This is a genomic window from Variovorax guangxiensis (assembly GCF_003952165.1).
GTDB lineage: Bacteria > Pseudomonadota > Gammaproteobacteria > Burkholderiales > Burkholderiaceae_C > Variovorax > Variovorax guangxiensis.
In genome coordinates this window covers 20,419-44,806 of the sequence record NZ_RXFT01000010.1, presented here as the reverse complement: position 1 = coordinate 44,806, position 24,388 = coordinate 20,419, and the positions used below count along the sequence as shown (strand labels likewise).

The 24,388-nt window shown below is 67.8% G+C and carries 21 protein-coding genes and 1 riboswitch; of the genes, 13 read left to right on the top strand and 8 right to left on the bottom strand.

The features are described from left to right. Positions 1 to 4 precede the first annotated feature (4 nt). The 5 genes from EJP67_RS22085 (at position 5) to EJP67_RS22065 (ending at position 3,484) form a co-directional block, all read left to right on the top strand. Positions 5 to 598, top strand: a complete 594-nt coding sequence (locus EJP67_RS22085; RefSeq protein ID WP_126023858.1) for a peptidylprolyl isomerase — start codon at positions 5 to 7, stop codon at positions 596 to 598. A gap of 50 nt (positions 599 to 648) precedes the next feature. Next, positions 649 to 1,161: a peptidylprolyl isomerase gene (locus EJP67_RS22080; RefSeq protein ID WP_126023857.1), complete on the top strand. Its 513-nt coding sequence runs from the start codon at positions 649 to 651 to the stop codon at positions 1,159 to 1,161. Positions 1,162 to 1,207: 46 nt separating this feature from the next. After that, entirely contained in the window at positions 1,208 to 1,984 is a 777-nt protein-coding gene (locus tag EJP67_RS22075) for a UDP-2,3-diacylglucosamine diphosphatase (RefSeq protein ID WP_126023856.1), read from the top strand. 17 nt (positions 1,985 to 2,001) lie between these two features. Then, complete coding sequence (locus tag EJP67_RS22070; RefSeq protein WP_126023855.1) at positions 2,002 to 2,793, top strand: M90 family metallopeptidase; 792 nt, start codon at positions 2,002 to 2,004, stop codon at positions 2,791 to 2,793. A gap of 94 nt (positions 2,794 to 2,887) precedes the next feature. Beyond that, on the top strand, positions 2,888 to 3,484 hold the full coding sequence (locus tag EJP67_RS22065) for a hypothetical protein (RefSeq protein ID WP_126023854.1): 597 nt from the start codon (positions 2,888 to 2,890) through the stop codon (positions 3,482 to 3,484). Positions 3,485 to 3,574: 90 nt separating this feature from the next. On the opposite strand, the gene EJP67_RS22060 is transcribed toward EJP67_RS22065, so the two are convergent. Next, positions 3,575 to 6,433, bottom strand: a complete 2,859-nt coding sequence (locus tag EJP67_RS22060) for a DUF349 domain-containing protein (RefSeq protein ID WP_126023853.1) — start codon at positions 6,431 to 6,433, stop codon at positions 3,575 to 3,577. Between the two features lie 223 nt (positions 6,434 to 6,656). Beyond that, a complete protein-coding gene (locus EJP67_RS22055) occupies positions 6,657 to 10,484 on the bottom strand; it encodes a DUF748 domain-containing protein (protein WP_126023852.1) in 3,828 nt (1,275 codons plus the stop codon). 670 nt (positions 10,485 to 11,154) lie between these two features. On the opposite strand from EJP67_RS22055, the gene EJP67_RS22050 reads away from it, so the two are divergent. The 3 genes from EJP67_RS22050 (at position 11,155) to nrdR (ending at position 13,928) form a co-directional block, all read left to right on the top strand. Further along, positions 11,155 to 11,991, top strand: a complete 837-nt coding sequence (locus EJP67_RS22050; RefSeq protein WP_126023851.1) for a lytic transglycosylase domain-containing protein — start codon at positions 11,155 to 11,157, stop codon at positions 11,989 to 11,991. Between the two features lie 41 nt (positions 11,992 to 12,032). Then, a riboswitch (ZMP/ZTP riboswitch) is annotated at positions 12,033 to 12,156 on the top strand. Positions 12,157 to 12,197: 41 nt separating this feature from the next. After that, positions 12,198 to 13,442 carry a serine hydroxymethyltransferase gene (gene glyA, locus EJP67_RS22045; protein WP_126023850.1) on the top strand — a complete coding sequence of 415 codons (1,245 nt, stop codon included), beginning with the start codon at positions 12,198 to 12,200 and terminating at the stop codon, positions 13,440 to 13,442. Between the two features lie 42 nt (positions 13,443 to 13,484). Next, positions 13,485 to 13,928: a transcriptional regulator NrdR gene (gene nrdR / locus EJP67_RS22040; protein WP_007836918.1), complete on the top strand. Its 444-nt coding sequence runs from the start codon at positions 13,485 to 13,487 to the stop codon at positions 13,926 to 13,928. 30 nt (positions 13,929 to 13,958) lie between these two features. Here nrdR and EJP67_RS22035 read toward each other — a convergent pair whose 3' ends face one another. The 6 genes from EJP67_RS22035 to EJP67_RS22010 are packed head-to-tail and all read right to left on the bottom strand — an operon-like array spanning position 13,959 to position 20,175. Beyond that, positions 13,959 to 14,420 carry a type IV pilin protein gene (locus EJP67_RS22035; RefSeq protein WP_126023849.1) on the bottom strand — a complete coding sequence of 154 codons (462 nt, stop codon included), beginning with the start codon at positions 14,418 to 14,420 and terminating at the stop codon, positions 13,959 to 13,961. 10 nt (positions 14,421 to 14,430) lie between these two features. Continuing rightward, positions 14,431 to 17,571, bottom strand: coding sequence for a pilus assembly protein (locus EJP67_RS22030; protein ID WP_240650742.1), 3,141 nt, complete (start codon positions 17,569 to 17,571; stop codon positions 14,431 to 14,433). Positions 17,572 to 17,622: 51 nt separating this feature from the next. Beyond that, on the bottom strand, positions 17,623 to 18,330 hold the full coding sequence (locus EJP67_RS22025; RefSeq protein ID WP_126023847.1) for a pilus assembly PilX family protein: 708 nt from the start codon (positions 18,328 to 18,330) through the stop codon (positions 17,623 to 17,625). Further along, positions 18,327 to 19,136 carry a PilW family protein gene (locus EJP67_RS22020; protein ID WP_126023846.1) on the bottom strand — a complete coding sequence of 270 codons (810 nt, stop codon included), beginning with the start codon at positions 19,134 to 19,136 and terminating at the stop codon, positions 18,327 to 18,329. Before EJP67_RS22020 ends, EJP67_RS22025 begins: the two co-directional genes overlap by 4 nt. Next, positions 19,133 to 19,675 (bottom strand): type IV pilus modification protein PilV, encoded by a 543-nt coding sequence (gene pilV / locus EJP67_RS22015; protein ID WP_240650741.1) that lies wholly within the window; start codon positions 19,673 to 19,675, stop codon positions 19,133 to 19,135. The genes EJP67_RS22020 and pilV overlap by 4 nt, the downstream gene beginning before the upstream one ends. Next, positions 19,672 to 20,175: a GspH/FimT family pseudopilin gene (locus EJP67_RS22010; RefSeq protein ID WP_126023844.1), complete on the bottom strand. Its 504-nt coding sequence runs from the start codon at positions 20,173 to 20,175 to the stop codon at positions 19,672 to 19,674. The genes pilV and EJP67_RS22010 overlap by 4 nt, the downstream gene beginning before the upstream one ends. Positions 20,176 to 20,381: 206 nt before the next feature. Between EJP67_RS22010 and ribD the strand changes: the two genes are divergently transcribed. Genes ribD through nusB form a run of 5 tightly spaced genes read left to right on the top strand, consistent with a single transcriptional unit; the run spans position 20,382 to position 24,378 of the window. Beyond that, positions 20,382 to 21,503 (top strand): bifunctional diaminohydroxyphosphoribosylaminopyrimidine deaminase/5-amino-6-(5-phosphoribosylamino)uracil reductase RibD, encoded by a 1,122-nt coding sequence (ribD, locus tag EJP67_RS22005; protein ID WP_126023843.1) that lies wholly within the window; start codon positions 20,382 to 20,384, stop codon positions 21,501 to 21,503. A gap of 44 nt (positions 21,504 to 21,547) precedes the next feature. Then, on the top strand, positions 21,548 to 22,201 hold the full coding sequence (locus tag EJP67_RS22000) for a riboflavin synthase (RefSeq protein ID WP_126023842.1): 654 nt from the start codon (positions 21,548 to 21,550) through the stop codon (positions 22,199 to 22,201). After that, on the top strand, positions 22,198 to 23,355 hold the full coding sequence (gene ribBA, locus EJP67_RS21995) for a bifunctional 3,4-dihydroxy-2-butanone-4-phosphate synthase/GTP cyclohydrolase II (protein ID WP_126023841.1): 1,158 nt from the start codon (positions 22,198 to 22,200) through the stop codon (positions 23,353 to 23,355). The genes EJP67_RS22000 and ribBA overlap by 4 nt, the downstream gene beginning before the upstream one ends. A gap of 4 nt (positions 23,356 to 23,359) precedes the next feature. Then, positions 23,360 to 23,827 carry a 6,7-dimethyl-8-ribityllumazine synthase gene (gene ribH / locus EJP67_RS21990; RefSeq protein ID WP_126023840.1) on the top strand — a complete coding sequence of 156 codons (468 nt, stop codon included), beginning with the start codon at positions 23,360 to 23,362 and terminating at the stop codon, positions 23,825 to 23,827. Next, a complete protein-coding gene (gene nusB, locus EJP67_RS21985) occupies positions 23,824 to 24,378 on the top strand; it encodes a transcription antitermination factor NusB (RefSeq protein WP_019652195.1) in 555 nt (184 codons plus the stop codon). Before ribH ends, nusB begins: the two co-directional genes overlap by 4 nt. Positions 24,379 to 24,388: the final 10 nt, after the last annotated feature.

Below are 24,388 nucleotides of genomic sequence, written 5' to 3'. Positions count from 1 at the left end.
TCATTTGACGATCAACTCCTTCTCCCGTTTCAGCCGCCGCGGCGCCCTAGTGCTGGCCGCCGCATTCGCGTTCGCCGCCGGCGCCCATGCGCAAGCGGCCACGCCGCGCGTCAAGCTCGCCACGTCGGCGGGCGACATCGTGGTCGAGCTCGACGAGGCAAAGGCACCCAAGACGGTCGAGAACTTCCTGCAGTACGTCAAGGACAAGCACTACGACGGCACGGTATTCCACCGCGTGATCGACGGCTTCATGATCCAGGGCGGCGGCTTCACGGCCGACCTGCAGCAAAAGCCTACGCGCGCGCCCATTCCGCTGGAAGCGAGCAACGGCCTGAAGAACGACAAGTACACGATCGCCATGGCCCGCACCGGCAACCCCAATTCGGCGACCTCGCAGTTCTTCATCAACGTGAAGAACAACGACTCGCTCAACGCGCCCAACCCCGACGGCTACGGCTACACCGTGTTCGGCAAGGTCGTCGCCGGCACCGACGTGGTCGACAAGATCCGCGCGGTGGCCACCGGCAACAAGAACGGCATGCAGAACGTGCCGCTCGAGGCCGTCACCATCAAGTCCGCCACCGTCGTGGCGAAGTAATCGGATCGGTTTTCGAATCGGTTTTTCCCTTCCCAAGCAGGAGCCCAATCATGAGCAACCCCCAAGTCGAACTGCACATCAAGAACCTCGGCGTGATCACGCTCGAACTCGACGCCGCCAAGGCGCCGAAGTCGGTCGAGAACTTCGTCGCGTACGTGAAGAAGGGCCACTACGACAACACGGTGTTCCACCGCGTCATCCCCGGCTTCATGGTGCAAGGCGGGGGCTTCGAACCCGGCATGAAGCAAAAGCCCACCGACGCCGAGATCCAGAACGAAGCCAACAACGGCCTGAAGAACGACACCTACACCGTGGCCATGGCCCGCACCAGCGCGCCCCACTCGGCCACCGCCCAGTTCTTCATCAACGTGGCCGACAACGGCTTCCTGAACCACACCGCTCCCTCGGCCCAGGGCTGGGGCTATGCCGTGTTCGGCAAGGTCATCGCCGGCACCGACGTGGTCGACAAGATCAAGGCCGTGAAGACCGGCCGCAAGGGCTTCCATGACGACGTGCCGCTCGAGGACGTCGTGATCGAAAAGGCCGTCGTCACCGCGGAATGACCCGCAACCGGCGCAACGCACTCGCGGCAGCGACAGCGACAGCAGCATGAGCACGGCGGCGAACCCAGCTTTCCCGGAGCTGGTAGCGCCGCCCGCGTGGCGCACGGTCGACCTCATCTCCGACCTGCACCTGCAGGCCGGCGAGCCCGCCACCTTCGAGGCCTGGCAGGGCTATCTGCAGACCACGCCGGCGGACGCGCTCATCATCCTGGGCGACCTGTTCGAGGTATGGGTGGGCGACGATTCCGCCACGCAGCCAGGCTTCGAGGCCCAGTGCGCCGAACTCCTGCGCCGAACCGCACAGCGCATGCCCGTGTTCTTCATGCACGGCAACCGCGACTTCCTCGTCGGCCCCGCGTTCGCCGCGCAATGCGGGCTCACGTTGCTCGACGACCCGACCGTGCTGGTGCTGCACGGCCAGCGCTGGCTGCTGAGCCACGGCGACATCCTTTGCCTCGAGGACACCGAGTACCTGAAATTCCGCGCGCAGGTGCGCACGCCCGAATGGCAGGCCGCGTTCCTCGCCCGGCCGCTTGAAGAGCGCCGCGCGCTCGCGCGCTCCATGCGCGTGCAGAGCGAAGACCGCAAGCGCAATCCGTCGATGGTCTGGGCAGATGTCGATACGCCGGCCGCGCGCGACTGGCTGCGGCAGGCCAACGCCCACGCGCTGGTGCACGGCCACACGCACCGCCCGGCCGACCACGACCTGGGCAGCGGCCTGCGCCGCATCGTGCTGAGCGACTGGGACGCCGCCGCGCACCCGCCGCGCGCGCAGTTGCTGTGCCTCTCGGCTGCCGGCGCGCAGCGCGTCGACCTGCGCTAGCCGCGCCGCCGCCAGCAATGTTCAAGTGGCTGCGCCGCCTGCGCGCCCTGCCCCCGATCCCCGAAGCCGCGTGGCAGGCCACGCTCCGGCGCTACGCCTTCCTCGGCGCGCTGCCCGAAGCCGATCGGCAGCGGCTGCGCTCGCTCACCGCCGGGTTCCTGCGCGACAAGGAATTCCACGGCGCCAAGGGCTTCACCATCACCAACGAGGTGGCGCTGGCCATCGCGGCACAGGCCGTGCTGCCGGTGCTGCACCTCAAGGGCGGACTGAACTGGTACGACGATTTCGTCGGCATCGTCGTGCACCGCTCCGAGGTGGTGGCGCGGCGCAAGGTGATCGACGAGGCGCAGGTGGTGCACGAGTACGGCGAAGTCGTGGCCGGCGAGGCCATGGAGCGCGGCCCCGTCATGCTGAGCTGGGACGACGTGCTGGCCAGCAGCATCACCAGCGAGCGCGGCTACAACGTGGTGATCCACGAGTTCGCCCACAAGATCGACATGCGCAGCGGCGACGCCAACGGCTGCCCGCCCCTGCCGCCGGGCTTCGCCGGCCAGCGCAGTTCGCGCGCGGCGCGCCAGGCGTGGCTGGCCGTCCTGCAGCCCGCGTACGACCACTTCCGCGAGCAGACCATCAAGGCCGAGCGCTTCGGCACTGAAGCGCCGTGGCTCGATGCCTACGGCGCCACCTCGATCAGCGAGTTCTTCGCGGTGGCCTGCGAGGCCTACTTCGTGAACCGCCCGAACTTCGCGCGCGACTTCCCTGGAGTGCTCGCGATCTTCGATGAATTCTTTCTGCCTAAAAGGCCCTGAACGCACGTCCAGCCTCAGTTATCAGCTATCTATTTGATAGCAATTCAACCCTTAACATCGACGGGTTATCAACTCGTCCAAAAAGGCACACAACATGAGGGATTGGTTCTATCAGCTCACGGGCAAGGCGTGGATCGCGCTGGTGTTCGGCATCGGCATCCTGGGCTGGGCAGCGTATGCACAGGTCAAGGCCAGCTCGGACACGCACGGCACCGCCGTCGAAGACCTGGTCGCGAAGAGCGGCACGATCGTCAGCGGCAGCGAAGTCACCGAAACAACCAAGCGCCGCCGCGGCGGCAGCAGCACGCGCCGCTACTTCGTGCTCGACGCCAGGCTGGCCGACGGCAACACCGAGAAGTGGCGCGTCGATTACGCGGTCGGCCGCAGCAAGCTGGAGCCGCTGATCGACGAAGCCGTCGAAGTGCGCGTCGATCCCTCGGACAACAACCTGGTCTACGAAGTGAAGCTCAAGGGCAAGCCCGTGGTGTCGCTGGCCGACGTTCAGAAGATCATGGAGGTCAAGGACAAGGCCGCGGCATCGAGCGCCACCGACAAGGGCACGCTGATCGTCGGCGCCCTCGCCCTGCTGCTGGGCATCGGCGGGCTGCTGATCCGCCGCAAGATCCGCGACGGCTATCTGGCCGAGCAGGCTGCGGCAGTGCAGACGCCAGCCATCGGCGAGAAGGTCTGAACCCGGGCTGCAAGGCTCTTGCGCAACTGCACCAAAGAAGAAGGCGCCCCGCGGGGCGCCTTCTTCGTGGCCGGAAAGGCCGCTTGCTCCCTACTTGCGCAGCAGCGCCTTCAGCGCGTTCTGCAGGCGCCGTGCGCTGGCGGCGTCGTGCGCCGCGGCGAGCACCTTGCCGGCATCCTGGCCCCAGGTCTGGGCGGGCGCCGGGTCGCCGCGCTTCGTCAGCAGCTTGAGCTGCAGGGCACGGCGCGCTTCGAGTTGCTCGGCGGGCGTCGGCACTTCGGCGGCCATTTCGAGGCGCAGCAGCGCTTCGGCGGCGTCGTTCGCGGCAGCCGAGGGCGCGGAGCCGATGGCTTGCGACCAGCCGCTGCGCACTGCCGGCGTGACCGCGCGGCCCAGCTCCTGGATGCTCGGCAGACGGCTGGCGTCGCGCTGCTCCCAGGCGCCCAGCACCTGCGTCAGGGCTTCGCCGTGCGCCTGCGCAGCAAGCTTGCGCAACGCCATGTCGGCGCGTTCGAGTGCCTCGCGTTGCGCGCGGAAGGCTGCATCACCCAGGCGCGGTCCGCGATCTTCGCGCGGCGGGCGGTCGCCGAAACGGCCGCCGGGCGCGCCACGGTCGCCACCACGAGGGGCTCCACGGTCACCGCGATCGCCGCCACGATCACCACCAGGACGCCCCGGGCCCCCGGCACCGGGGCGGCCGCCATCGCGACGGTCGCCGAAGCGGCCGCCGGCACCGCCGCGCGCGGCAGGTGCCGGCTCGGCCTTCTTGCTGCTCGGGCGGTCGTCGCCGCGCATCGCCACGACGGGCTTGGGCGCGGCCTTCGGCGCTGCGGCCGGCGCTTCGACGGCTGCGGCTTCGCCGGCGTCGTGCGCCGCGCCATCGGTGCGGGCCGAAGCGTCGGCGCCGTCGGCGGGTGCAACGAGGTCAGCCGAAGCCGCAGAAGCTGCGGCCTCGGCGGGCGTGCCGGGCGATGCTTCCGCGTCGCTCGGGCTCGGCGCCTGTTCGGCGCTTTCGCTGAATTCGGCGGCCGCCTGCCCCGGCGCCACGACTTCGGTCGCGCCGACCGACGGACCGTCGGCCTTGGGCGCGGGCGGCGGCGCCTCGCCACGCAGCGCGCCTTCGAGGCGAGCGATGGCGGCGCGGATCTTCTGCGCATCGCCGCCGGCATTGGCCGCGTCGAGCGCCTTGGACGCCTCCAGCACGTTGCGGTCGTGCTCGTTCATCGCAGCCGAGGCCTTTTCACGCTCGGCGGTCTTGCGGTTGAAGGCTTCGTCGATGGGGGCACGGAAGGCGTCCCACAGCTTCTGCTCCTGGCGGCGGTCGAGCGGCACGGTCTGCGCCTCGGCCTGCCAGCGCTGCTGCAGCGCCTTGACGGCGTCGATGCGCAGCACCGGCTGCGCGCCGAGTTCGGTCGCCTCGGCGATCATGGCCTGGCGGCGTTCGATGCTGGCCTTCTGCGCGGTCTCGAACGGTGCACGGGCGGCGCCGAAGGCTTCGTTCCACAGCGGCTGGAGTTCGGCGAACACCTTCTCGCCCACGTGGCCGGCATCGCGCCAGCGGTCAGCGAACTGGTGCAGCGCGCGGTTGTGTGCCTTCAGGTCGGTGGCGCCGGCGTGCTGGGCCGCCCAGGCCTTGACCTCCTCGATCAGCGCGACGCGCAGCGCGCGGTGCTCGGCCGCGTCGGCGCGGACCTTCTCGAGCCAGGCCTCGACCACCTTGTGGGCTTCGTTGCAGGCTTCGTCGAAGCGCTTCCACAGCGCGTGGTTCGGCACGCCGCCCTGGTCGGCCTGCTTCCACTGGTCGCGCAGCGAGCGCAGCGTTTCCTGCATCTTGCGGCCGCCGAGGGCCTGGCCTTCAGGGCGCTTGAGCAGGCCCTCGGCCTTGGCGACCAGGTCTTCGCGCACCTTGTCGGCGCTCCAGCGCTGCCAGCCTTCGAGTTCGCCGGCGGCGACCAGCGCGGCATGCACGCGGGCTTCGAGCGGTGCGTCGACCAGCTTGCCGTGCTCCTTGAGCACGGCGCGCAGCGCGGCGGCCGCGCCGGCGCTGGCCTTGCCGTGGCCTTCGGCAGTTTCCTGCTCGAGCTTGGCGAGCGCGGCCTGCACGGCTTCCTGGGCGGCGGCGCGCACGGCCGGGTCGACCTTGGGCGCAGCCGGGCGAGCGGGAGCAGCGGGCTTGGGCGCCACGACTTCACCGCGCGCGGCGCGCAGCTCGTCGGCCCACACGGGCACAGGCGGCAGCGGCGCGGCGGCATCCGCGGCGGCGGCAACGGCCTGGGCCAGCGCGCTGTGGAAGGCGTCGGACACCACCAGCAGTTGCGACCTGGACGATTCGAGCTGCGGCGCGAACTTGGCGTCGAGGCTGTTCCAGTTGGCATCGGCCACGATCTCGGCAGCCTGCTGCTGCCAGTGCGTGACATCGGCGCGCAGCGATTCCTCGGCGACCTGGGCGTCCTGCCAGCCCTTGGTGGACAGCACCTCGAAGCGCTGCGCCAGCAGCACTGCGGCTTCGCGATGCACCTGCGCACGGTGCTGCAGGTCTTCGATGCCCTTGACGCGCTCCGACAGCTTGAGCTTCAGGCCGGCCAGCGGCTCGCGCGACAGCGGAGCCCCGGCCTTGGCGGCATCGCGCTGCCAGGCGAGCGCGTCGGCGATGTTGAGCTTGGACTGGGCGAGCAGCGCTTGCGCCTTCTGGGCCCATTCGGCGGCGATCGCCTCCTGGCCCTTGGCGCGCTTGAGCTCGTCGAGCTTTTCGCGCAGCAGGCGCGCGGCGCCCTTGTCACGCCCGCTCAGCTCCTTGAAGACTTCCTGCATCTGCTCGGGCGCGGGGTTGCCCGCGAGCCAGTCGCGGATGCGCGCGGCGCGCTCGCCGGAGGTCGGCGCGGTGAAGGCGCCGCCGGTCAGCGTGTCGAGGGCCTGAATGTCGTGTGGCTTGGAAGGAGTAGAGGTCACTGCGCGAAATCGTTGTCTTGGTAGAGAAAGCGAAGGCGCCGGCAAAGGCCGGCGCACATCGACATTTTCACCCACTTGCGGCCGGCCACTGAATTCCGTCGTGAAACGGAGGTGCTCGGCGGGGTCGTGGGCGGGGAAGCTGGCGGACTACATATATAGCAAGCCTTGGGAAAAAACCAAGTCGGCGCGACGGATCGGGCCGCCGCGCCGTGCCTGTTCAGCCCTACTTCATGGTCAGGCTGAGCTCGGCGCCCGGCTTCCAGTCGCTGCCGCTGGCGCTGGTGCGCACCGCGCCCAGGAAGAGCCGCTCGCTCGGCAGCTTCTTCGCAAGCAGGTAGTCGCGCACCGCCGCGCCGCGCTCCACGGCGAGCTGGCGCATCGACTCCTCGTCGACGGGCACGCTGGCGAACAGCAGCTTTTCCATGTCCTGCAGCGGCAGGTCCTTCGCCAGGCCGACGATGTTGCGCGGCTTCGTGATATCGGCGCGCTTGTACACGGCGGTCAGCAGCTCGGGGTATTCGGCGTCGGTGACGGGCGGCACGTCGGTGCCGGTCTGGCCGCCGCGCACCGCGACGCGGCGCTTCTCCGCATAGGCAAGCTGGCGCACCCGCTGGCGCTGGTACGCATCGCGCTCCTTCTCGAGGCTGGAGGTGCCCACCACCGTCATCTGCAGCGTGGGCCGGTCGGTCAGCGCCTTGGCGACCTTGTCCAGGCTTTCCCTGGCGGATGCGCTCAATTCGGAACTGCCGGGTTCGAAGGTGATGGCGCTCGATTCGCCGCTGCCGCCGCCCAGGCCGCCCGTGAGCAGGCTGAACGGCGCCGTCACCGCCTTCACGACCAGGTTGACCACGGCCTTCCAGATCAGCGGGCCGACGCTGAACTGCGGGTCGTTGAGCGAGCCGCTGAGCGGCAGGTCGACGTCGATCACGCCGTTGCGGTCGGCCAGCAGCGCCACGGCCAGTTTCACCGGCAGGCTGTTGGTGGACCCCGCCACCTCGTCGCCGAACTGCAGCTGGTTGAGCACCAGCTTGTTGGTGGCGGTGAGCTGGCCATCGGGCGCGACCTTGTAGTTGACGTCCATGCTCATCTTGCCGCGCTCGATGCCGTGGCCGGCGTAGCGCACCGAGTACGGCGACAGCGGCGCCAGGTCGAGGTCGCGCATCCTGGCGGTGATGTCGAGTTCGAGCGGCTTGGCCAGCGGGTTGAGCTTGCCGGTGATTTCCAGCGCCGCGGTCTGCTGCGCCTTGCCGCGCAGCTCGAGGTCGGCGAGCGCGGGCCGGCCGCTCTCGCCCTTGGGCGGGTTCGACGAGAACGAGCTGAGCTTGCCGGTCAGCTCGCTCAGGTCGGCCGAGTAGTTGGGCTTGACGAACAGGTCGGTGAAGTCGATCTTGCCGTTGACCAGGCTCATCGGGCCGAAGTTGATGACCGGCGCCGGCCCCGAATCGGCTGGGGCCGCCGGCGCGGCAGCGGTTGCCGCCGCCGCCGGCTTGGCGGGTTCGGGAGCCGCGCCGACCATTTCCTCGGCCGACATCGGCCTGCCGCCGGCGGCCTTCGGCGCCGAGGCCTTGGCTGCCGTGGTGGTGGTCGTGCCGCCCGGGCCCTTGCGGGTGCTGGCCTCGCCAGCTGCCGCTGCGGCAGCGGCCGCTTCGGCCTCGCCCTTCTTGGTCAGGCTCAGCAGGTTCAGCCGGCCGGTGGGGTCGACGATCACGCGGGCAAAGAAGTCGGTCAGCGTGGTTTCGCGCACATCCACGTTCGGCGGCGCGTTGGGCGCGAGGCTGACCTGCAGGCCGCGCAGGCTCAGCGTCTTCCAGCTCAGCAGCTGGTTGTTGTTGCGGTCGAAGCCGGGCGACTGGGTCAGCGAGACGCTGTTGGCGCGGAAGTCGTCCAGCGCGGTGTCGCCGGCCAGCTTGACGCTCATGCCCCCCGGCGACGTCGCGTAGCGCACCGTGCCGCGATAGCTCGCGAAGGCGCGGCGGATGTCGACATTGAGGGAATCGGCGTAATAGGCCTTGAAGGCGTGCGCGGGGAAGGACGCGATCTCCACCCTGCCCTCGGCCGCCAGCGGCTTGAGCACGATGTTGCCCTTGTAGTCGAAGCGGCCGGGGTCGGAACGCCCGGAACCGATGCGGCCCGAAACCTCCAGCGGCGAAGTCGTATTGGTTTCGGGCGCGAGCTTCTGGGCGTGCAGCTTGAAGGCCGTGACCTCGACCGTCACCGGCGTTGCGCCTGCCTTGTCTGAATAAGAGAGCGCGCCGTTGTCGACCGCCAGCGTGCCGACGGTCAGCGCCCAGGGCTTGGTGTTGGCACCGGGCTGCGGCGTTTCGGCGGCCGCGGGCTTGGGTGCGGCGACCTTGGCCTCCGCCTCCTTCGTGCTGCCGCCGGCGGGCGTCTTGAGCCAGCGCTCGAACATCCAGCGCTTCTCGCTGTCGCGCTCCACGCGGATCTTGGGGTTGGTCGCGGTGAACGAAGCCACGTTCAGCGTGTGCTTCGTCATGTCGGCCTCGGCGTCGACCAACTCGAAGCGCCCGACACTGGCCAGCGCGGTCTTGCCCTGGGTCAGCGCCAGGCCGTCGGCAGCAACGCGGCGCGCCTTGAACTTCAGGTCGGGCTGGGCCCAGGCGATGTCGATCTGGCCGCTGAGCTTGCCGTCGAGCGTGGGCTCGAGGCTCTGTGCCAGATAGGGGGCGGCCAGCGACAGCGGCAGCGCGTCGACCTCGGTCTGCACGTCGGCCACCTTGTCGGTGGCGCTGCCCTTGAACTTGAGCGAGGCGCCGCCGACGGCAGTGCTGCCGCTGAACTCGGCCGGCTTCTCCATCGGCCAGGTGACGCCCGCGACGTCGATGCCGAGGTCGGTCAGGTCGACGGCTGCGGCGGGGTTGACGGTTTCGTCGCGCCAGCCGATGCGGCCGCCGTTCAGGGCCACCTTGTCCACCTGCACCTTCAGCGCCGGCTTCGGCGCGGGCTTGCCTGCCGCCGGCGCGCTAGCCGCCGCGGCGGGCGGCGGGGCGACCTTCTCCGCCGCACCGGTCGCCGGGTCGGTCGCGAGCAGGTTGAGCCTGCCGGCCGCGTCGCGGGCCACGGCGAGCTGAGGGTTGGCCAGGGCCACCTCGCTCAGATGGAACACCGACTCCAGCGGACGCACGTCGGCCAGCCCCAGCTTGAGCGACTCGAAGGCCAGCAGGTCGCGCCCGCGCGCGTCGGCGACCTTGGTGGTGTGGGCCTCGACCGTGCCGGTGATCTTCAGCCCGGTAGTGGCGGCCTGCTCGAAGCCGATCTTCAGGTCGGCGTCCAGGCTGCCCGCCTGCAGCTTCACCGGCAGGCCGCCCGGGATGTAGCCGAGGTACGGCACCAGGTCGAGCCCCTTGAACTGCACGTGGGCGTCGGTCTTGCGGCTGTCGGCGAAGGGCGTGGTGAAGGCGGCCGAGTCGAACTTGCTGCCGTTGAGCGCGAAGGCGAGCTTGGGCTCGGTGTTGATGTCGCGCTTGGAGTCGAGGTTGCTCAGGAAAGGCACCTTGAGCACGAAGTCGCGCAGCTCGTGCTTGCGCTTGACGGTCTGGTCGTCGAAGTCGACCGAGCCGCCATTGATCGCGATGTTGTAGATGGCGAAGCGCGCGGGCTTGGCGTTCGGGTCGGGCGGCGGGCCGGCCGCGAGCCTGGCCAGGATGTCGTCGATGTCGTACTTGCCGTCGGCCAGGTGGGTGAGCAGGACGGCCGGGCCGTCGATGGTGACGGCGTCGATCACCGGCGCGAGGCGGAAGATCGACTGCAGCTCGGCGTCGGCATAGATGCGGTTGACCGCCACCTGCGGCTTGCTGCCATCGGCGGTGGCAATGCGCAGGTCGTCCAGCGTGAGTTCGAGGGTCCAGGGCTTGAAGTCGATCTTGCCGACGGTGACCTGGCGGCCGAGCTTCTCGCTCGCGATCTTCTGGAGCTGGCTCTTCGCGATCGGCGGCACTGCCAGCCAGGCGATGACCCAGATGGCCAGCAACGCAAGCAACGCGACGATCCCACGCCGCACCCATTTGTTCTGTTTGATCGAAGCTACGTCCATCGCTGGAGTGTGCCGCAAACATGCGCCGACGCTAGGTACGCAGAAAGGACGCAGGCCTCGTCCCGGAAGAATTACCGAAGAAAGGTCTTCATCGGTTCTCCCAGATGAAGAAAGCCCGGTGAGTCGACGGAATGTCTAGTCACCGGGCTTGATGGCGGGCCCAAAACCCATGCCATCGATTCGCGCGACGGGAAGTCAATGGTTCCCGCCGTGCTGGCAGCAAGAGATTGCCACCGTGGCTCCTCGACCGCCGAACCCTCGGACTTGCACCTCGGGTTTCCCGGGCCTCGGAAGAACGCCTGAAAAGCCAGGCCCGTCCAGATTAGGCGTCGCTCCCTCCGATTGCAAACGTGTTTTACAAAGGGATTTCCCCTAAGCCGAAACGCCTCGGTGAGAGCCATTTTTTAAACAACTATTAGCATAAGAAAACAAATACTTATACTTGACCGGGTATTTAGCCACGCTAGAATCCGCGCTGCCCTGACTGCCCGACGCAGAGGGGCCACCTGAATCCGCTGCCGAATTCCCCCGGCTTGATCAGGCCGCCGCGCTCCCAACCAACCCCACACTCCTTGCGCGGAGCCTGATTCGTACCAATCCAAGCGCCGCTGCCTTCATCCCTCGCCTTCGATGGCGTTGCGAATCGGGTGCCGCACAGAAAGGAAGAGCGATGAACAAGGCGTTTGATGTCACGGCCCGCGGGCTACGGACTTTCCTGTCCGACGTGGCAGACGGCTTTTTTGAAATCACCCACAACGGGTTTGCACTGGTCGGTCTGGCCATCGTGTTCGCGGCCCTCGCCCTGGTGGCGCGGCCCGACCTGCGCAAGACCGGCGAAGAGGAACTGATGGGCTGGCTGCAGTCGCGCAAGCCCGCGCCCGAAGCCACCGACCTCGAGCCGACCGCCATCGAGCGCACCACGGCCGCGAGCCCCGCCGACCTGCCCAAGCAGCAGGCGGCCGTGGCCTACTGGCTGAGCAAGAAGTACCGCGTGGCCGCCGAGCCGCTGAGCGTGCTGGTGGCCGAGGCCTACGGCATCGGCAAGCGCACGAAGATCGACCCGACCCTGATCCTCGCGATCATGGCCGTCGAATCCAGCTTCAATCCCTTCGCCCAGAGCCAGGTCGGCGCCCAGGGCCTGATGCAGGTCATGACCCGCGTGCACGGCGACAAGTACGAAAGCGCGGGCGGCACGCTCACCGCGTTCGACCCCGTGACCAACATGCGCGTCGGCGTGAAGGTGCTGCAGGAATGCATCGCCCGCGCCGGCTCCCTCGAAGGCGGCCTGCGCTACTACGTGGGCGCGGCCAACCTCGAGGACGACGGCGGCTACGCCGCCAAGGTGATGGCCGAGCACGAGCGCCTGCTGCAGGTCGCCAACGGCCGCGCGCCGTCGACGATCACGCCGACCGTGCGTCCGCAGCCGATCCCGGTGGCGGCGCCTCCCGCCAAGCGCGAGGAAGGCAGCGAGCCGGCGAAGGTGGCCCTGCTCTCCTCCGTTTCCTGAAGGAGTTTTCGCCGCGCGGGTACAGCCTCCTGAGCTACACTCGCCCGGTACGCGACTGGCGATAGGCGCAGCACTCTGCAAGGTGCCCCGCGCTGACGTGGAATACCACTGGGAAGCGTACCGCCTGGTCACACAGGCGTTCAGCCGTTCGCCTGGGCAGCCCTTGTTTGGTTGAAGAACAAGGACCTCGTCTTCAAAGGACTGCCATGTACCAACGCAATATCCTGGTCGAACAGACCGACCCCGAAATCTGGGCCGCGATTCAAGCCGAGAACGCACGCCAGGAACACCACATCGAGCTGATCGCCAGCGAGAACTACGCCTCCCCGGCCGTCATGGCCGCACAGGGCTCGCAGCTCACCAATAAATACGCCGAAGGCTACCCGGGCAAGCGCTACTACGGCGGTTGCGAGCACGTCGACGTGGCCGAGCAGCTGGCCATCGACCGCGTCAAGCAGATCTTCGGCGCCGACGCCGCCAATGTGCAGCCGCACTGCGGCGCCTCGGCCAACGAAGCCGTGATGCTCGCCTTCCTGAAGCCCGGCGACACCATCATGGGCATGAGCCTGGCCGAAGGCGGCCACCTGACCCACGGCATGCCGCTGAACATGAGCGGCAAGTGGTTCAACGTGGTGAGCTACGGCCTGAACGACAAGGAAGAGATCGACTACGACGCGATGGAGCGCAAGGCGCATGAGCACATGCCCAAGCTGATCATCGCGGGCGCCTCGGCCTACTCGCTGCGCATCGATTTCGAGCGCTTCGCCAAGGTGGCCAAGGACGTCGGCGCGATCTTCATGGTCGACATCGCCCACTACGCCGGCCTCGTGGCCGCGGGCGTGTACCCCAACCCGGTGCCGCACGCCGACATCGTCACCTCCACCACCCACAAGAGCCTGCGCGGCCCGCGCGGCGGCATCATCCTGATGAAGTCGCAGCACGAGAAGGCCATCAACAGCGCGATCTTCCCGGGCCTCCAAGGCGGCCCGCTGATGCACGTGATCGCCGCCAAGGCCGTCGCGTTCAAGGAAGCCATGTCGCCCGAGTTCAAGGCCTACCAGCAGCAGGTGGTCAAGAACGCCCAGATCGTGGCCGAGACCCTCACCCAGCGCGGCCTGCGCATCGTGAGCGGACGCACCGAAAGCCACGTGATGCTGGTCGACCTGCGCGCCAAGGGCATCACCGGCAAGGAAGCCGAAGCCGTGCTGGGCAGCGCCCACATGACGATCAACAAGAACGCGATCCCCAACGACCCGGAAAAGCCGATGGTCACCAGCGGCGTGCGCATCGGCACCCCCGCCATGACCACCCGCGGCTTCAAGGACGAAGAGGCCCGCATCACCGCCAACCTGGTTGCCGACGTGCTCGAGAACCCGCGCGACGCGGCGAACATCGAAGCCGTGCGCGCCAAGGTTCACGCCCTGACCAGCCGGTTCCCGGTCTACCGCTGATCTGTTGTCGGCCCGTAGAAAGAAGAAAGAAGTCCTGGCCGCATGAAATGCCCGTTTTGCGGCCATCTTGAAACGCAGGTCGTCGAGACCCGCGTTTCGGAAGACGCCGACTTCGTCCGCAGGCGCCGCCAGTGCAGCGCCTGCGACAAGCGCTTCACCACCTACGAGCGGCCCGACGTCAACTTTCCCGTGGTCGTGAAGAAGGACGGCAGTCGCGCCGACTTCGACTCGACCAAGGTGCGCGCCTCCATGATGCTGGCGCTGCGCAAGCGCCCCGTGAGCATCGAGCAGATCGACAACGCGCTGCTGCGCATCGAGCAGAAGCTGCTGGCCAGCGGCCTGCGAGAGATCGACTCGACCAAGGTCGGCGAGCTCGTCATGCGCGAACTCAAGAAGCTCGACAAGGTCGCCTACGTTCGCTTCGCCTCGGTGTACCGCAGCTTCGAGGACGTGGACGAGTTCCGGCAGCTGCTGCGCGACATCTGATCGGCGCTGCCGCCCTTCCCCGGCCGGCCCTCAGCGGGTCCAACAGAGCTGAACCAGCGAATCCGCGACGCTCGTGCGTCCTCCGGCCAGCTTGACTCCTTGATGGTTCACCGTGAGCGTGCCGCACTCGTCTGCGGCTGAAGCGCCCTGAGGTACGGCCTTCAGGGTGTAGCTGCTCTCGCTCCTGTCGACATAGCCGATGTCGTAGCTGGCCGAGCCGGACGACGGCGACTGCTTCAGCCCGGCCGGCAACGCAACGCTGGTGGGCGGATATCTGCCGTTGGCCGTCAGGTAGCGCTCGTTCCATTGCGCCGCCTGCAGCAGTTGCTGCTTCGCATCTGCACGCTTGGCCCGCAGCACATAACGCGTATAGCTGGGATATGCAATGGCGGCGAGGATACCGATCACCGCCGTCACGATCATGAGTTCGATCAGCGTGAAGCCGCGCGAACGAGTTTGCCGGCTGGCTTGTGCTCCGGGATGGTTGTCCATGGTTTCCGTTTCAGTTGCTCGAGATCAGGCTGCGCCAGCCGAAGCGGCGCACGTTGTCCGGCCGGGTGACTGACTTGCAGTCGCCCGCGGCATTGCAGATCACGTCGGTGCCCTTCTGCCGGTTCTGGGGTTGCAGGACGAGGTCGCCTCGGCCGGAGCGGTTTCGGAACCCCGCGTAGGCGCCCACCGCGCCGGCCGTGGTGTACGAAATGCCCGCCGGCGCGGAGCCGCTGAAGAAGTCGATCAGCAGCGACCACCCGTCGTCGCCCGTTCCCGCCGTGCAGTCGACAGAGTTGCTGCTCGATCCGGGGATGGTTGTCGAGAACAGGCCGATGCCGCTGCCCAAGGCTTGGCCTGGATAGACGACGCGCTCGCCCGCCGTCGGCAGCTTCAGATACCAGCCGCGCCGGGCCTGCGAACCGCCGAAGCTCACCCCGTTGCGGGAGACGGTGCGCAATTCGGTATCGCCTTCGTGGACGGGGGTATCCCCGATGGTCTGCGCCACCAGGTCGGTGGAGGCCGCGGTGCCGGAGCTTCCGTTGGCCGGGTCACGGATGCCGTAAAGGTATTGGTCCGCAGTGGAGCTTTCGTCGCCCGAGGCGAACAGCCGTCCGGTGCCGAACACCACCATGTAGCCTCCTCGGGGATGCCCGACCACGAGGGGCGCTGCCGTGATCGGCTGGCTGGCGCCTGCCGCGAACAACGGCTTGTCGTCGAGGCCGGAGGCAGACTCCGAACCGGCCGCGCGGCGCTTGTCGAAGGGCCCCATGGTGGCTTTCCACCGGCGGCTGTCGGTGCTGCTGAGGTCGAACTTCCAGAGGTTGCCGAGCAGGTCGCCAGCGTAGACGAGGTCGATCTTGCCGTCGCCGTCGTGGTCCACCGGACGTGGCGCGGACAGGCCGTTGCCCGTGTTTTTCGCCTGCGCGGCCGGGGCGGGAATCTTGAGGATCTCCTTGTCGCCATCGAGATACTGGATCCACAGCACCGCCTTCTCGCTCTTGCTGTTGTAGCCGTTGCCCAGGATCAGGGCCTTTCGGTCGTTGCTCAACCGGGCGACCTGCAGCGCCCGCCCCGAGAAGGAATCGAGCGCGGGCTGCTGGAACTGATGGCCCAGGTCGTCGTCCGCAAGCGCGGTCGTGTCGATCAGCGCGACGCTGGCGGCCTTGCGCTCGTCGACGCTCTCGGGCCTGGTGACGTCGAGCACGAAGTAGCCCTTGCCACCCGCGCCCAGCGTGCCCACCAGCAAAGATTTCCAGTTCGCCGCCTTCTGCTCGTCGGTCGTCTTGGCCGAGGATGTCGGCCCCATGTAGATGTCGGCGACGAAGGCACTGCCGTCGACGTAGTACCGGTGGGTGTAGCCGCCTTCGCTGAGCCGCTTGAGATTCGGTGCCGCCGCTGTGCCGTAGAGGCCTTCGGGCACGTAGGCGAACGCCTCCTTGCCGGTGCTCGCGTTGAACGCATGCAGCATGCCGTCGTTGGCGCCGACATAGAGCATCGGCGCGCGGGAGATGGCAGCGAACGCCGCATAGGCCTCGCCGGTGAAGCCGCTCTTGGGCTGTCCCTCGTACCAGACGCTGGAGCCCACGATGTCGCCGAGCACATGGCCGCGCTTGCGGAACTGGCGGCCGGCGCCCTCGTTGCTGCGATCGCCGCGCAGGAAGTCGAGCACGGCCCGGCCGAGGGCGGTGCTCTCGGTGTCGGTGTCGGTGCTGGCCTTGAGCGCGGCCCTCTGCGCGTCGCTCAAGTCGGCCCACCTGAACGGCACGCCCGCGCCGGTGGTCGCTGCGCGGCCCGCAGACGCAGCCGTGGTGCCGGAGAAGCTGAGCACAACGCGGTCCCGGTCGTGTGCGCCAGTGCTTGCCATGCGGGTATCGAGCAGGTCGCGCGCCGACCAGTCGGCTTTGGCAGCGAGCTTGCCGTCGGTGCCGAACTTCGTGGCGCTGAGTCTGCCGGACCAGTCGGCCGTGTCGTAGCCGGCCTGATAGACGGAAGTGCCTGTCGAGACTCGGGAAGCGCTGGCGGAAATGGAGGTCAGCGGGGTGCCGGTGTTGACCAGGACCTGTCCAAGGATGGATTTGAAGGCACTGCTCAGCGCTTTGGCATTGGAAGCCGGCGTGAATGTGCCACGGCTGTTCAGGGCGGCATGCCAGAGGTCCATGCGTGCATTGCCTCTGAATGGATCCTGCCATTGGATCGAGCCATCGACAACGCCGGCATAGTCTCCGCTGTAGGTGGGGTTCAATGCGGTCGTCGAGATTTTCGGTCGCGACCACCAGTCGCCCGCAGCGCCGAATCCGATGAAGTGGGTCGTCAGGTGCTGCCAGGTGGCCGGATCATTCTTGGGGTTCCAGTACTCGGGAACCTTGGCGCGCCCCACTGTCACGTCGCCCGGCTCGGCAATGATCTTCCTCAGGTTGTTCGGCACGCCTGGCTGCAGGTCGCGGGCCCAGTACTCGAAGGTCAAGTCGGCGAGCGTCGGACGCTTCATACTCCCGAAGCTGTCGGCATAGGGTGCGCGCGGCGCGTAGAGGGCACCGTCGGGCAGCCAGCGGTGCAAGCCATCTTCGTTGGTGACGATGGGCATGAAGCTCTCCAATCCCGACGGCGGCGAATAGTCGCCATCCGTCATGAAGATGTGGAACGACCTGCGGCAACCCGATTGCGAGGCTCCGGCCACACCCGGATCATCCGAGAAGGGGCTGTGCTGGCCAGTGGTCTGCATGTACTCGCCCGCACGGGCCATCATTTCGTGAAGAGGCGTGCCTCCCGTCGCCTGGATGGCGTTGACCCAGGCCATGAAATTGGCGCGGTGCGTCCGGTCCAGCGAACGCATCAGGTTTGCGTTGACGCGTCCGCCGATCCTGCAAGGAAGCGCGGCGCTTCTGAATGCAGCGCAGTTGCGATCGCTGCGATCGTCGTTCAGCGCCTGCCAGGCGAGGCGGATGCGGTGATCGGGAATATTGGCCTCCGAGAAGTTCTCCCTGAGAGCAGCCTGCAGGGCAGCCATGCCGCTGCCGTACATGCTTCCGGAGTTGTCGACGGAAACGATCACGTTCGGCGCCGGCTCCGCGACCGCGGAATTTCGCGGCACCTGCGCCAGCGGATACTGCGCGGCGTGCACGACGGTCTGTGCCAACACCAGGCTGGACACGACGGCGCGTCCTGGCAGCTTCCTGATCCTCATCTCTTTCTCTCCCAATATTCAGTTCACCCCGGAGACCGGGTCCGGATCGAAGGACACCTGCAACTCGACCTTCGTCGCATCCCCTTTGCCGTTGCCGCTGCGCGCTCCCGTGGCAGTCGCCGTGATGCGATACAGCGGGTATTTGCTGTTCCGTCGGTCGATCACCTCGATCCAGTACCTGGCGCCGTCCAGCGCCGGGCTGCCGGCCTTGGGCGCTCCGGTGAACTCGCCGTATCTGGCGGACTTGGCCTTGTAGGCATCGCCGCGCCAGAAGCGGTAGGCCTCGCTGCCGTCGGCGGCGGCGACCGAATCGGGTTCGGAGAAATAGCAGATGCCCCGCTCGCAGCTGTTGGGGCCGGCGTTCATGTAGGCGGTGACCCAGCCCGTATCCCGGTCGGGAAAGACGCGGCCGTCTTCTGCCTTGCGGCAGCGCGCCGTGGCGAGTGCCGAACACGCCACGTAGGTCTTGCTCGCGGAATCGAAGGCCAGTTGCCGGATGTCGCGCTCCGCATCCAGCAGCGCTGCCTCGGCAGCCTCGAAGGCGCGCTGGTATTCGCGCTGGTTACCCGCCATCGACTCGAGAAGCACCGCGGTGCGCGCCCCGCCGATCAGCAGCAGGGCCGAAAGCAGCAGCATGATCATCACGATGAACAGCGTGAAGCCATGCTGCGCCGGCAGTTTGCTGGCCAGCCTGTGGGCGGGACCTGTCGCCTTCGCCGTGCTCACAACGCCCCCAGGTCGTTTCGCAGCGAGAACACTGCCGTATAGACACGCCGCAGCTTGCCGTCGCCGCTCGTCTTCGAGACCCCGTCGCAGTCGACGTAGCTGCCTGCAGGGTTGCTCCTCGAGGTGCCCGCGAGCTGCAGGCAGATGCGTACCGTCCGGACGTCGCGAAAGCCCTCATCGACGTCGTCGGCCTTCACGTAGCGCACCACCTGCCGGCTTCCGGACATGGCGCTGACCCCGTACATGACGTCGAAACGCTCCACGCCGTCGATGACCGGCTGCGGAATCGCGTTGCCGCTTCCCTGGCACCTGAGCGTGTAGTTCGACACATAGAACTCGCTGGTGATGAGCCGCGCGTTGCCCTGCGCTTCGGGGGCGGTACGGTCGTATTCGCCGCCCGAAGACCGCCCTGGCTCCTGACCCAGGCAGTCCTTGAAATAGTCGGGGTTCGGCGCGTAGCCCAGCTTCAGCTTGTCGTTGCCGGAGCCGCTCTCGGACTCCACGCCCTTGATCGCGAAGAAGGCGGGCTCGTCTGTCAGGTTGGTGTCCCGGCCGGCGCTGGTGTCGAAGTAGTAGAGCGGCTCGGTGGGATCGATGGGGATGTAGCCGGCCTGCCGTATCTGCTGGCCCAGCAGCCTGAAAGCCAGCGCCGAGGACTGGTTGAGCGTGTTGACGTCGTCGCCGGTCATGGCGGTACTGCGCGTGCCGAGCATGGCCGCGATGGCGGCCAGCACGATCAGCATGCCGACGACCAGCGCGACGAGGAACTCGACCAGCGTGAAGCCGGATGGCGTTCGGCGCTTCATGGCTGCGGCACCGCGACGGCGACTTCGAGGCAGGCCTTGCCCGTGGGGCACTTCCAGTCCGGGTCGGGTGCGATCGGGTCGAGCACTGCCGGCTCGTCCCAGGCGACATGCAAGAACAACATGCCGCCCGCCGTCGCGCTGGCCTTCACGTCGGCCACCCCGCCGGGCAAGGCAGCAGCTACCGCGCGCTTCCAGCCCCAGATATCGTGCGCCGCCAGTTCGGCGGCATTGCATGCAGCCCTGGCTCCCTCGCAGGACGGCTTGGGGCCGCTGGCTGCTGCGGCCGACCAGTCTGTCACGTACTTGCTGGGCGTCGTCGCCGCTGCTGCGGGATTGGCGCGGATGCGATCGGCCATGTCGCCGGCGAGTTGCATCGCGAGGTTCTGGTTGCTCGCGCCGACGCTGTCGACCAGCACGCGAACCTGGAAGCCGGCCAGCGCCAGCAGGCCCAGCGATAACACGAGCAGCGCGACGAGCGCCTCGATCATCGAGAAGCCCCGCTGCACCTGCCCCACCCGGCGAACGCGAAGGCGCTTCATGAGCATGCGCCGTCCGCCTTCACCAGCCGCATGCGCCCTCCGAGCGAAAGGCATACCGCGACGATCTTGGATGAATCCGCGCTGTCGGCCGGACGAAGGCGAAAACGGCCCCCGCCGGTCGAGTAGCCCATGGGGTCGAACGACATGGCGCCAGCCGCGCCCTTCTCGATGGAGACACGGCTGTCGGGGTCCTGGCGCTTGAGGATTTCGGCGGCGTCGCCGCTTCCGACCAGCGTCTCCCAGCCGCAGCTCCAGTCCCGGCCCTGGCACCCCGTGCGCTGCTGCATGGTCACCTTCACCCCTCGGCGAGCCGCCTCGGCGCGGGCATCGGCGATGCTTGCCATCAGCGCCTTGGCCATGACTTCGACCCGGTACCGTTCGACGAGGCCGTTGAAACTCGGCAGCGCCAATCCCAGCATCACGGCCATCAGTACGATCACGACCATCATCTCGATGAGCGTGAAGCCTCGTTCGGACGCGCAGAATCCGTTGTTGTCCATATCGTGCCGCCCGCCGCCTTGCACTTGTGTGCCGGACGGGCGTTCCTCCCTGATTTCGATGGGCGCGAATTCTATTTATCCGATTTACCGCTGGCCGGCCAATAACGCCAATTGCGCGACAGGCGGTCAAAACAAATGGATTGGCGGCGAATTGTTTTCGATGGATTTCGAATTGACATTTGCAAGGCAATTGATTTAACAAAAGAATGACAAAAGAAAATCCGAATTTCATGATTCAGGCCCTGGATCTCGCGCGCCAGGCCGGCCCGGAAACCGATCCGAACCCCCGCGTCGGCTGCGTGCTGGTGGCCTCCGACGGCACGGTGATCGGGCAGGGCCATACCCAGCAGGTCGGTGGTCCGCATGCGGAGGTGATGGCTCTGCGCGATGCGGCGGCGCGGGGCAATTCGGTCGTTGGCGCGACGGCCTGGGTCACGCTGGAGCCCTGCTCCCACCACGGCCGCACCGGCCCGTGCTGCGATGCGCTGGTGGCGGCCGGCGTGGGCCGGGTGGTAGCGGCGATGGCCGACCCCAATCCGCTGGTCGCCGGCCAAGGCTTCGAGCGGCTGCGCGCCGCCGGGGTCGAAGTCGAGGTCGGACCCGGCGCCGACGACGCACGGGAGCTCAACCTCGGCTTCTTCAGCCGCATGGTCCGCAAGACGCCGTGGGTGCGGCTCAAGGTCGCGGCCTCGCTCGATGGCAAGACCGGCCTGCGCAACGGCGTGAGCCAGTGGATCACGTCCGAGCCCGCACGCGCCGACGGCCACGCCTGGCGGGCGCGCGCGAGCGCGGTGCTGACCGGCGTGGGCACCGTGATCGAGGACGACCCCAGGCTCGACGTTCGCCTCGTGCAGACCACGCGGCAGCCGCGCGTGGTGGTGGTCGACAGCCAGCTCCAGACCCCCCCGGGCGCGAAGCTCTTCATGCCCGGCCGCCCAGTCTGGATCTACGCGGCGGTGCAGGATGAACGGAAAGCCGCCGCCCTCGAGGCGCGCGGCGCCACGGTCACCTGCCTGCCCAATGCGCAAGGCAAGGTCGACCTGGTGGCGATGCTGAAGGATCTTGCCCGCCGCGAGGTCAATGAATTGCACGTCGAGTCCGGCCACAAGCTCAATGGCTCGCTGCTTCGCGAAGGCCTGGTCGACGAATTGCTGGTCTATCTGGCGCCGAAATTGATCGGCGACGGACTGGATATCGCCTCCGGCATTCACGCCGGCGGCCCGCTGACTGAATTGGCGGGCGCCCTGCCCCTCGAATTCCGAAACTTCGAGCAGATCGGCCCCGACCTGCGCATCGTCGCCAGGATCGCCGGACGGGATACCTTCTAGCCCGGCCGCCGCGTAGCCCCTTCGTTCTCTGCGAAAATGCCGGGATGTTCACCGGAATCATCACCGGCGTGGGGCGCATCGCCGCCATCCACGACCTCGGCACCACCTCCTCCCATGGCAAGAGACTCAGCATCGAGGTGCCCGCGGGCTACCTCGACGACGTCGGTCTCGGCGACAGCATCGCGCTCAATGGCGCCTGCATGACGGTCACCACGCTCGCTCCCGAGCGCCAGCAGTTCACCATCGACATCTCCGCCGAATCCCTCGACAAGACCGCCGGCCTGACCGACGAAGGCAGCCGCATCAACCTCGAGAAGGCCCTGCGCGCGAGCGACCGCCTCGGCGGCCACATCGTGTCGGGCCACGTGGACGGCATCGGCAGCGTCAGCCGGTTCGAGCCGGTCGGCGAAAGCTGGGAACTGCGCGTGGTCGCGCCCGCCGTGCTGGCCCGCTTCCTCGCCTACAAGGGCTCGATCACCATCAACGGCGTGAGCCTCACGGTCAACAGCGTGAGCGACATCGCCGACGGCGCGGAGATCAGCATCAACCTGATCCCGCACACCGTCGAGAACACTTCCCTCGGCGGCCTGAAGGCCGGCTCGAAGGTCAACCTCGAAATCGACACCGTGGCGCGCTACGTGGAGCGCATGCTTCAAGCCGGCATGCTCACGACCACACCCAAGGACACTTCCAGATGAACGCCTCCGTCACGCCGATCGGCGCCGCCCCCAGCGCCGCGCGCGCACCAGCCCCGATCTCGTCGGTCGAGGAGATCGTGGCCGAGCTCGCCGCCGGCCGCATGGTGATCCTGGTCGACGAGGAAGACCGCGAGAACGAAGGCGACATCGTCATCGCGGCCGACCACATCACGCCCGAGGCGATCAACTTCATGGCCCGCCATGCGCGCGGCCTGATCTGCCTGACGCTCTCGCGCGAGATGTGCGAGCGGCTGCAGCTGCCGCCGATGGTGCAGCGCAACGGCGCCAAGCATTCCACCGCCTTCACCGTCTCCATCGAGGCGGCCGAGGGCGTGACCACCGGCATCTCGGCTGCCGACCGCGCGCGCACCGTGCAGGCCGCCGTGGCACCCAACGCCGTGGCCGCCGACCTGGTGCAGCCCGGCCACATCTTCCCGCTGCAGGCTGTGGACGGCGGCGTGCTGATGCGCGCCGGCCATACCGAAGCCGGCTGCGACCTCGCCGCGATGGCCGGCTGCTCGCCCGCCTCGGTGATCTGCGAGGTGATGAACGAGGACGGCACCATGGCCCGCCTGCCCGACCTGCAGGTGTTCGCTGCGGAGCACGGCCTGAAGATCGGCACCATCGCCGCGCTCATCGAGCACCGCAGCCGCGTCGAGTCGCTGGTCGAGAAAGTCGGCTGCCGCGAGATCCAGACCGCCTGGGGCAGCTTCACCGCCCACGCGTTCGTCGACAAGCCCAGCCGCGGCGTGCACCTGGCGCTGGTGCGCGGCAAGTGGGCGCCCGAAGAGACCGTGTCCGTGCGCGTGCACGAGCCGCTGTCGGTGCTCGACGCGCTCGAAATCAATCGCTCGCTGCACTCCTGGAGCCTGGACGCCAGCCTCTCGCACATCGCGAACGAGGACAAGGGCGTGGCCGTGCTGCTGAACTGCGGCGAAACCGCGAGCGAGCTGCTCGCGCAGTTCGACGGCACCGCGCGCCCCGCGCAGGCGCCCGAGCGCGGCCGCATGGACCTGCGCAGCTACGGCATCGGCGCGCAAATCCTGCGCGAATGCGGCGTGCACAAGATGAACCTGCTGGGTACGCCACGGCGCATGCCCAGCATGGCAGCAGGCTACGGCCTCGAGATCGCCGGCTACCTCACGAAAGACTGAAACCATGCAAGGTGCAAACAAGGGAGCGGAATCGAAGCCGCTGAACGGAAAGGGCCTGCGCATCGGCATCGTGCAGGCGCGCTTCAACGCCGACATCACCGACGCGCTGGCCTCGGCCTGCCTCTCGGAGCTCGAGGCGCTGGGCGTGGCCGCCAGCGACATCCACCATGTGCAGGTGCCGGGGGCACTCGAAGTGCCCGTGGCGCTGCAGGCGCTCGCCGAGCGCGGCGGCTACCACGCGCTGGTGGCGCTGGGCTGCATCATCCGCGGCGAGACCTATCACTTCGAACTCGTGGCCAACGAATCGGGCGCCAGCGTGAGCCGCGTGGCCCTCGACTACCGCCTGCCCATCGCCAACGCGATCCTCACCACCGAAAACCTCGAGCAGGCCGTCGCCCGCCAGACCGACAAGGGCCGCGACGCTGCCCGCGTGGCTGTCGAGATGGCGCAACTGCTGGCCACCCTTTCATGACCGAAGACAGCTCCAAGTCCCTCAAGGCCCTGAAGGCCACCGGCGAAAAGCCCAAACAGTCGCGCGTAGGCCTCACCAGCACCGGCGCGCGCAAGGCCTCGGCCAAGTCGAACCGCACCCGTGCGCGCGAGTTCGCGCTGCAGGCGCTCTACCAGCACCTGGTGGGCCGCAACGACCCGACCGACATCGACCACTTCACGCGCGACCTCGCCGGCTTCCACAAGGCCGACGCGCTGCACTACGACGCGCTGCTGCACGGCTCCATCGAAGGCGCCGAGCAGCTCGACGCGCTGATCCGCCCGCTGCTGGACCGCAAGTTCGAGGAAATCTCGCCCATCGAGCACGCCGTGATGTGGATCGGCGTCTACGAGTTCCAGAACTGCCCCGACGTGCCCTGGCGCGTGGTGCTCAACGAGTGCATCGAGCTTGCCAAGGAATTCGGCGGCACCGACGGCCACAAGTACGTGAACGCCGTGCTCAACGGCCTGGCGCCGCAGCTTCGCCCGCTCGAGGTCGAAGCCGACCGGGCTTCGGGAAAAGCAAGGGCATGAGCGGCAACGC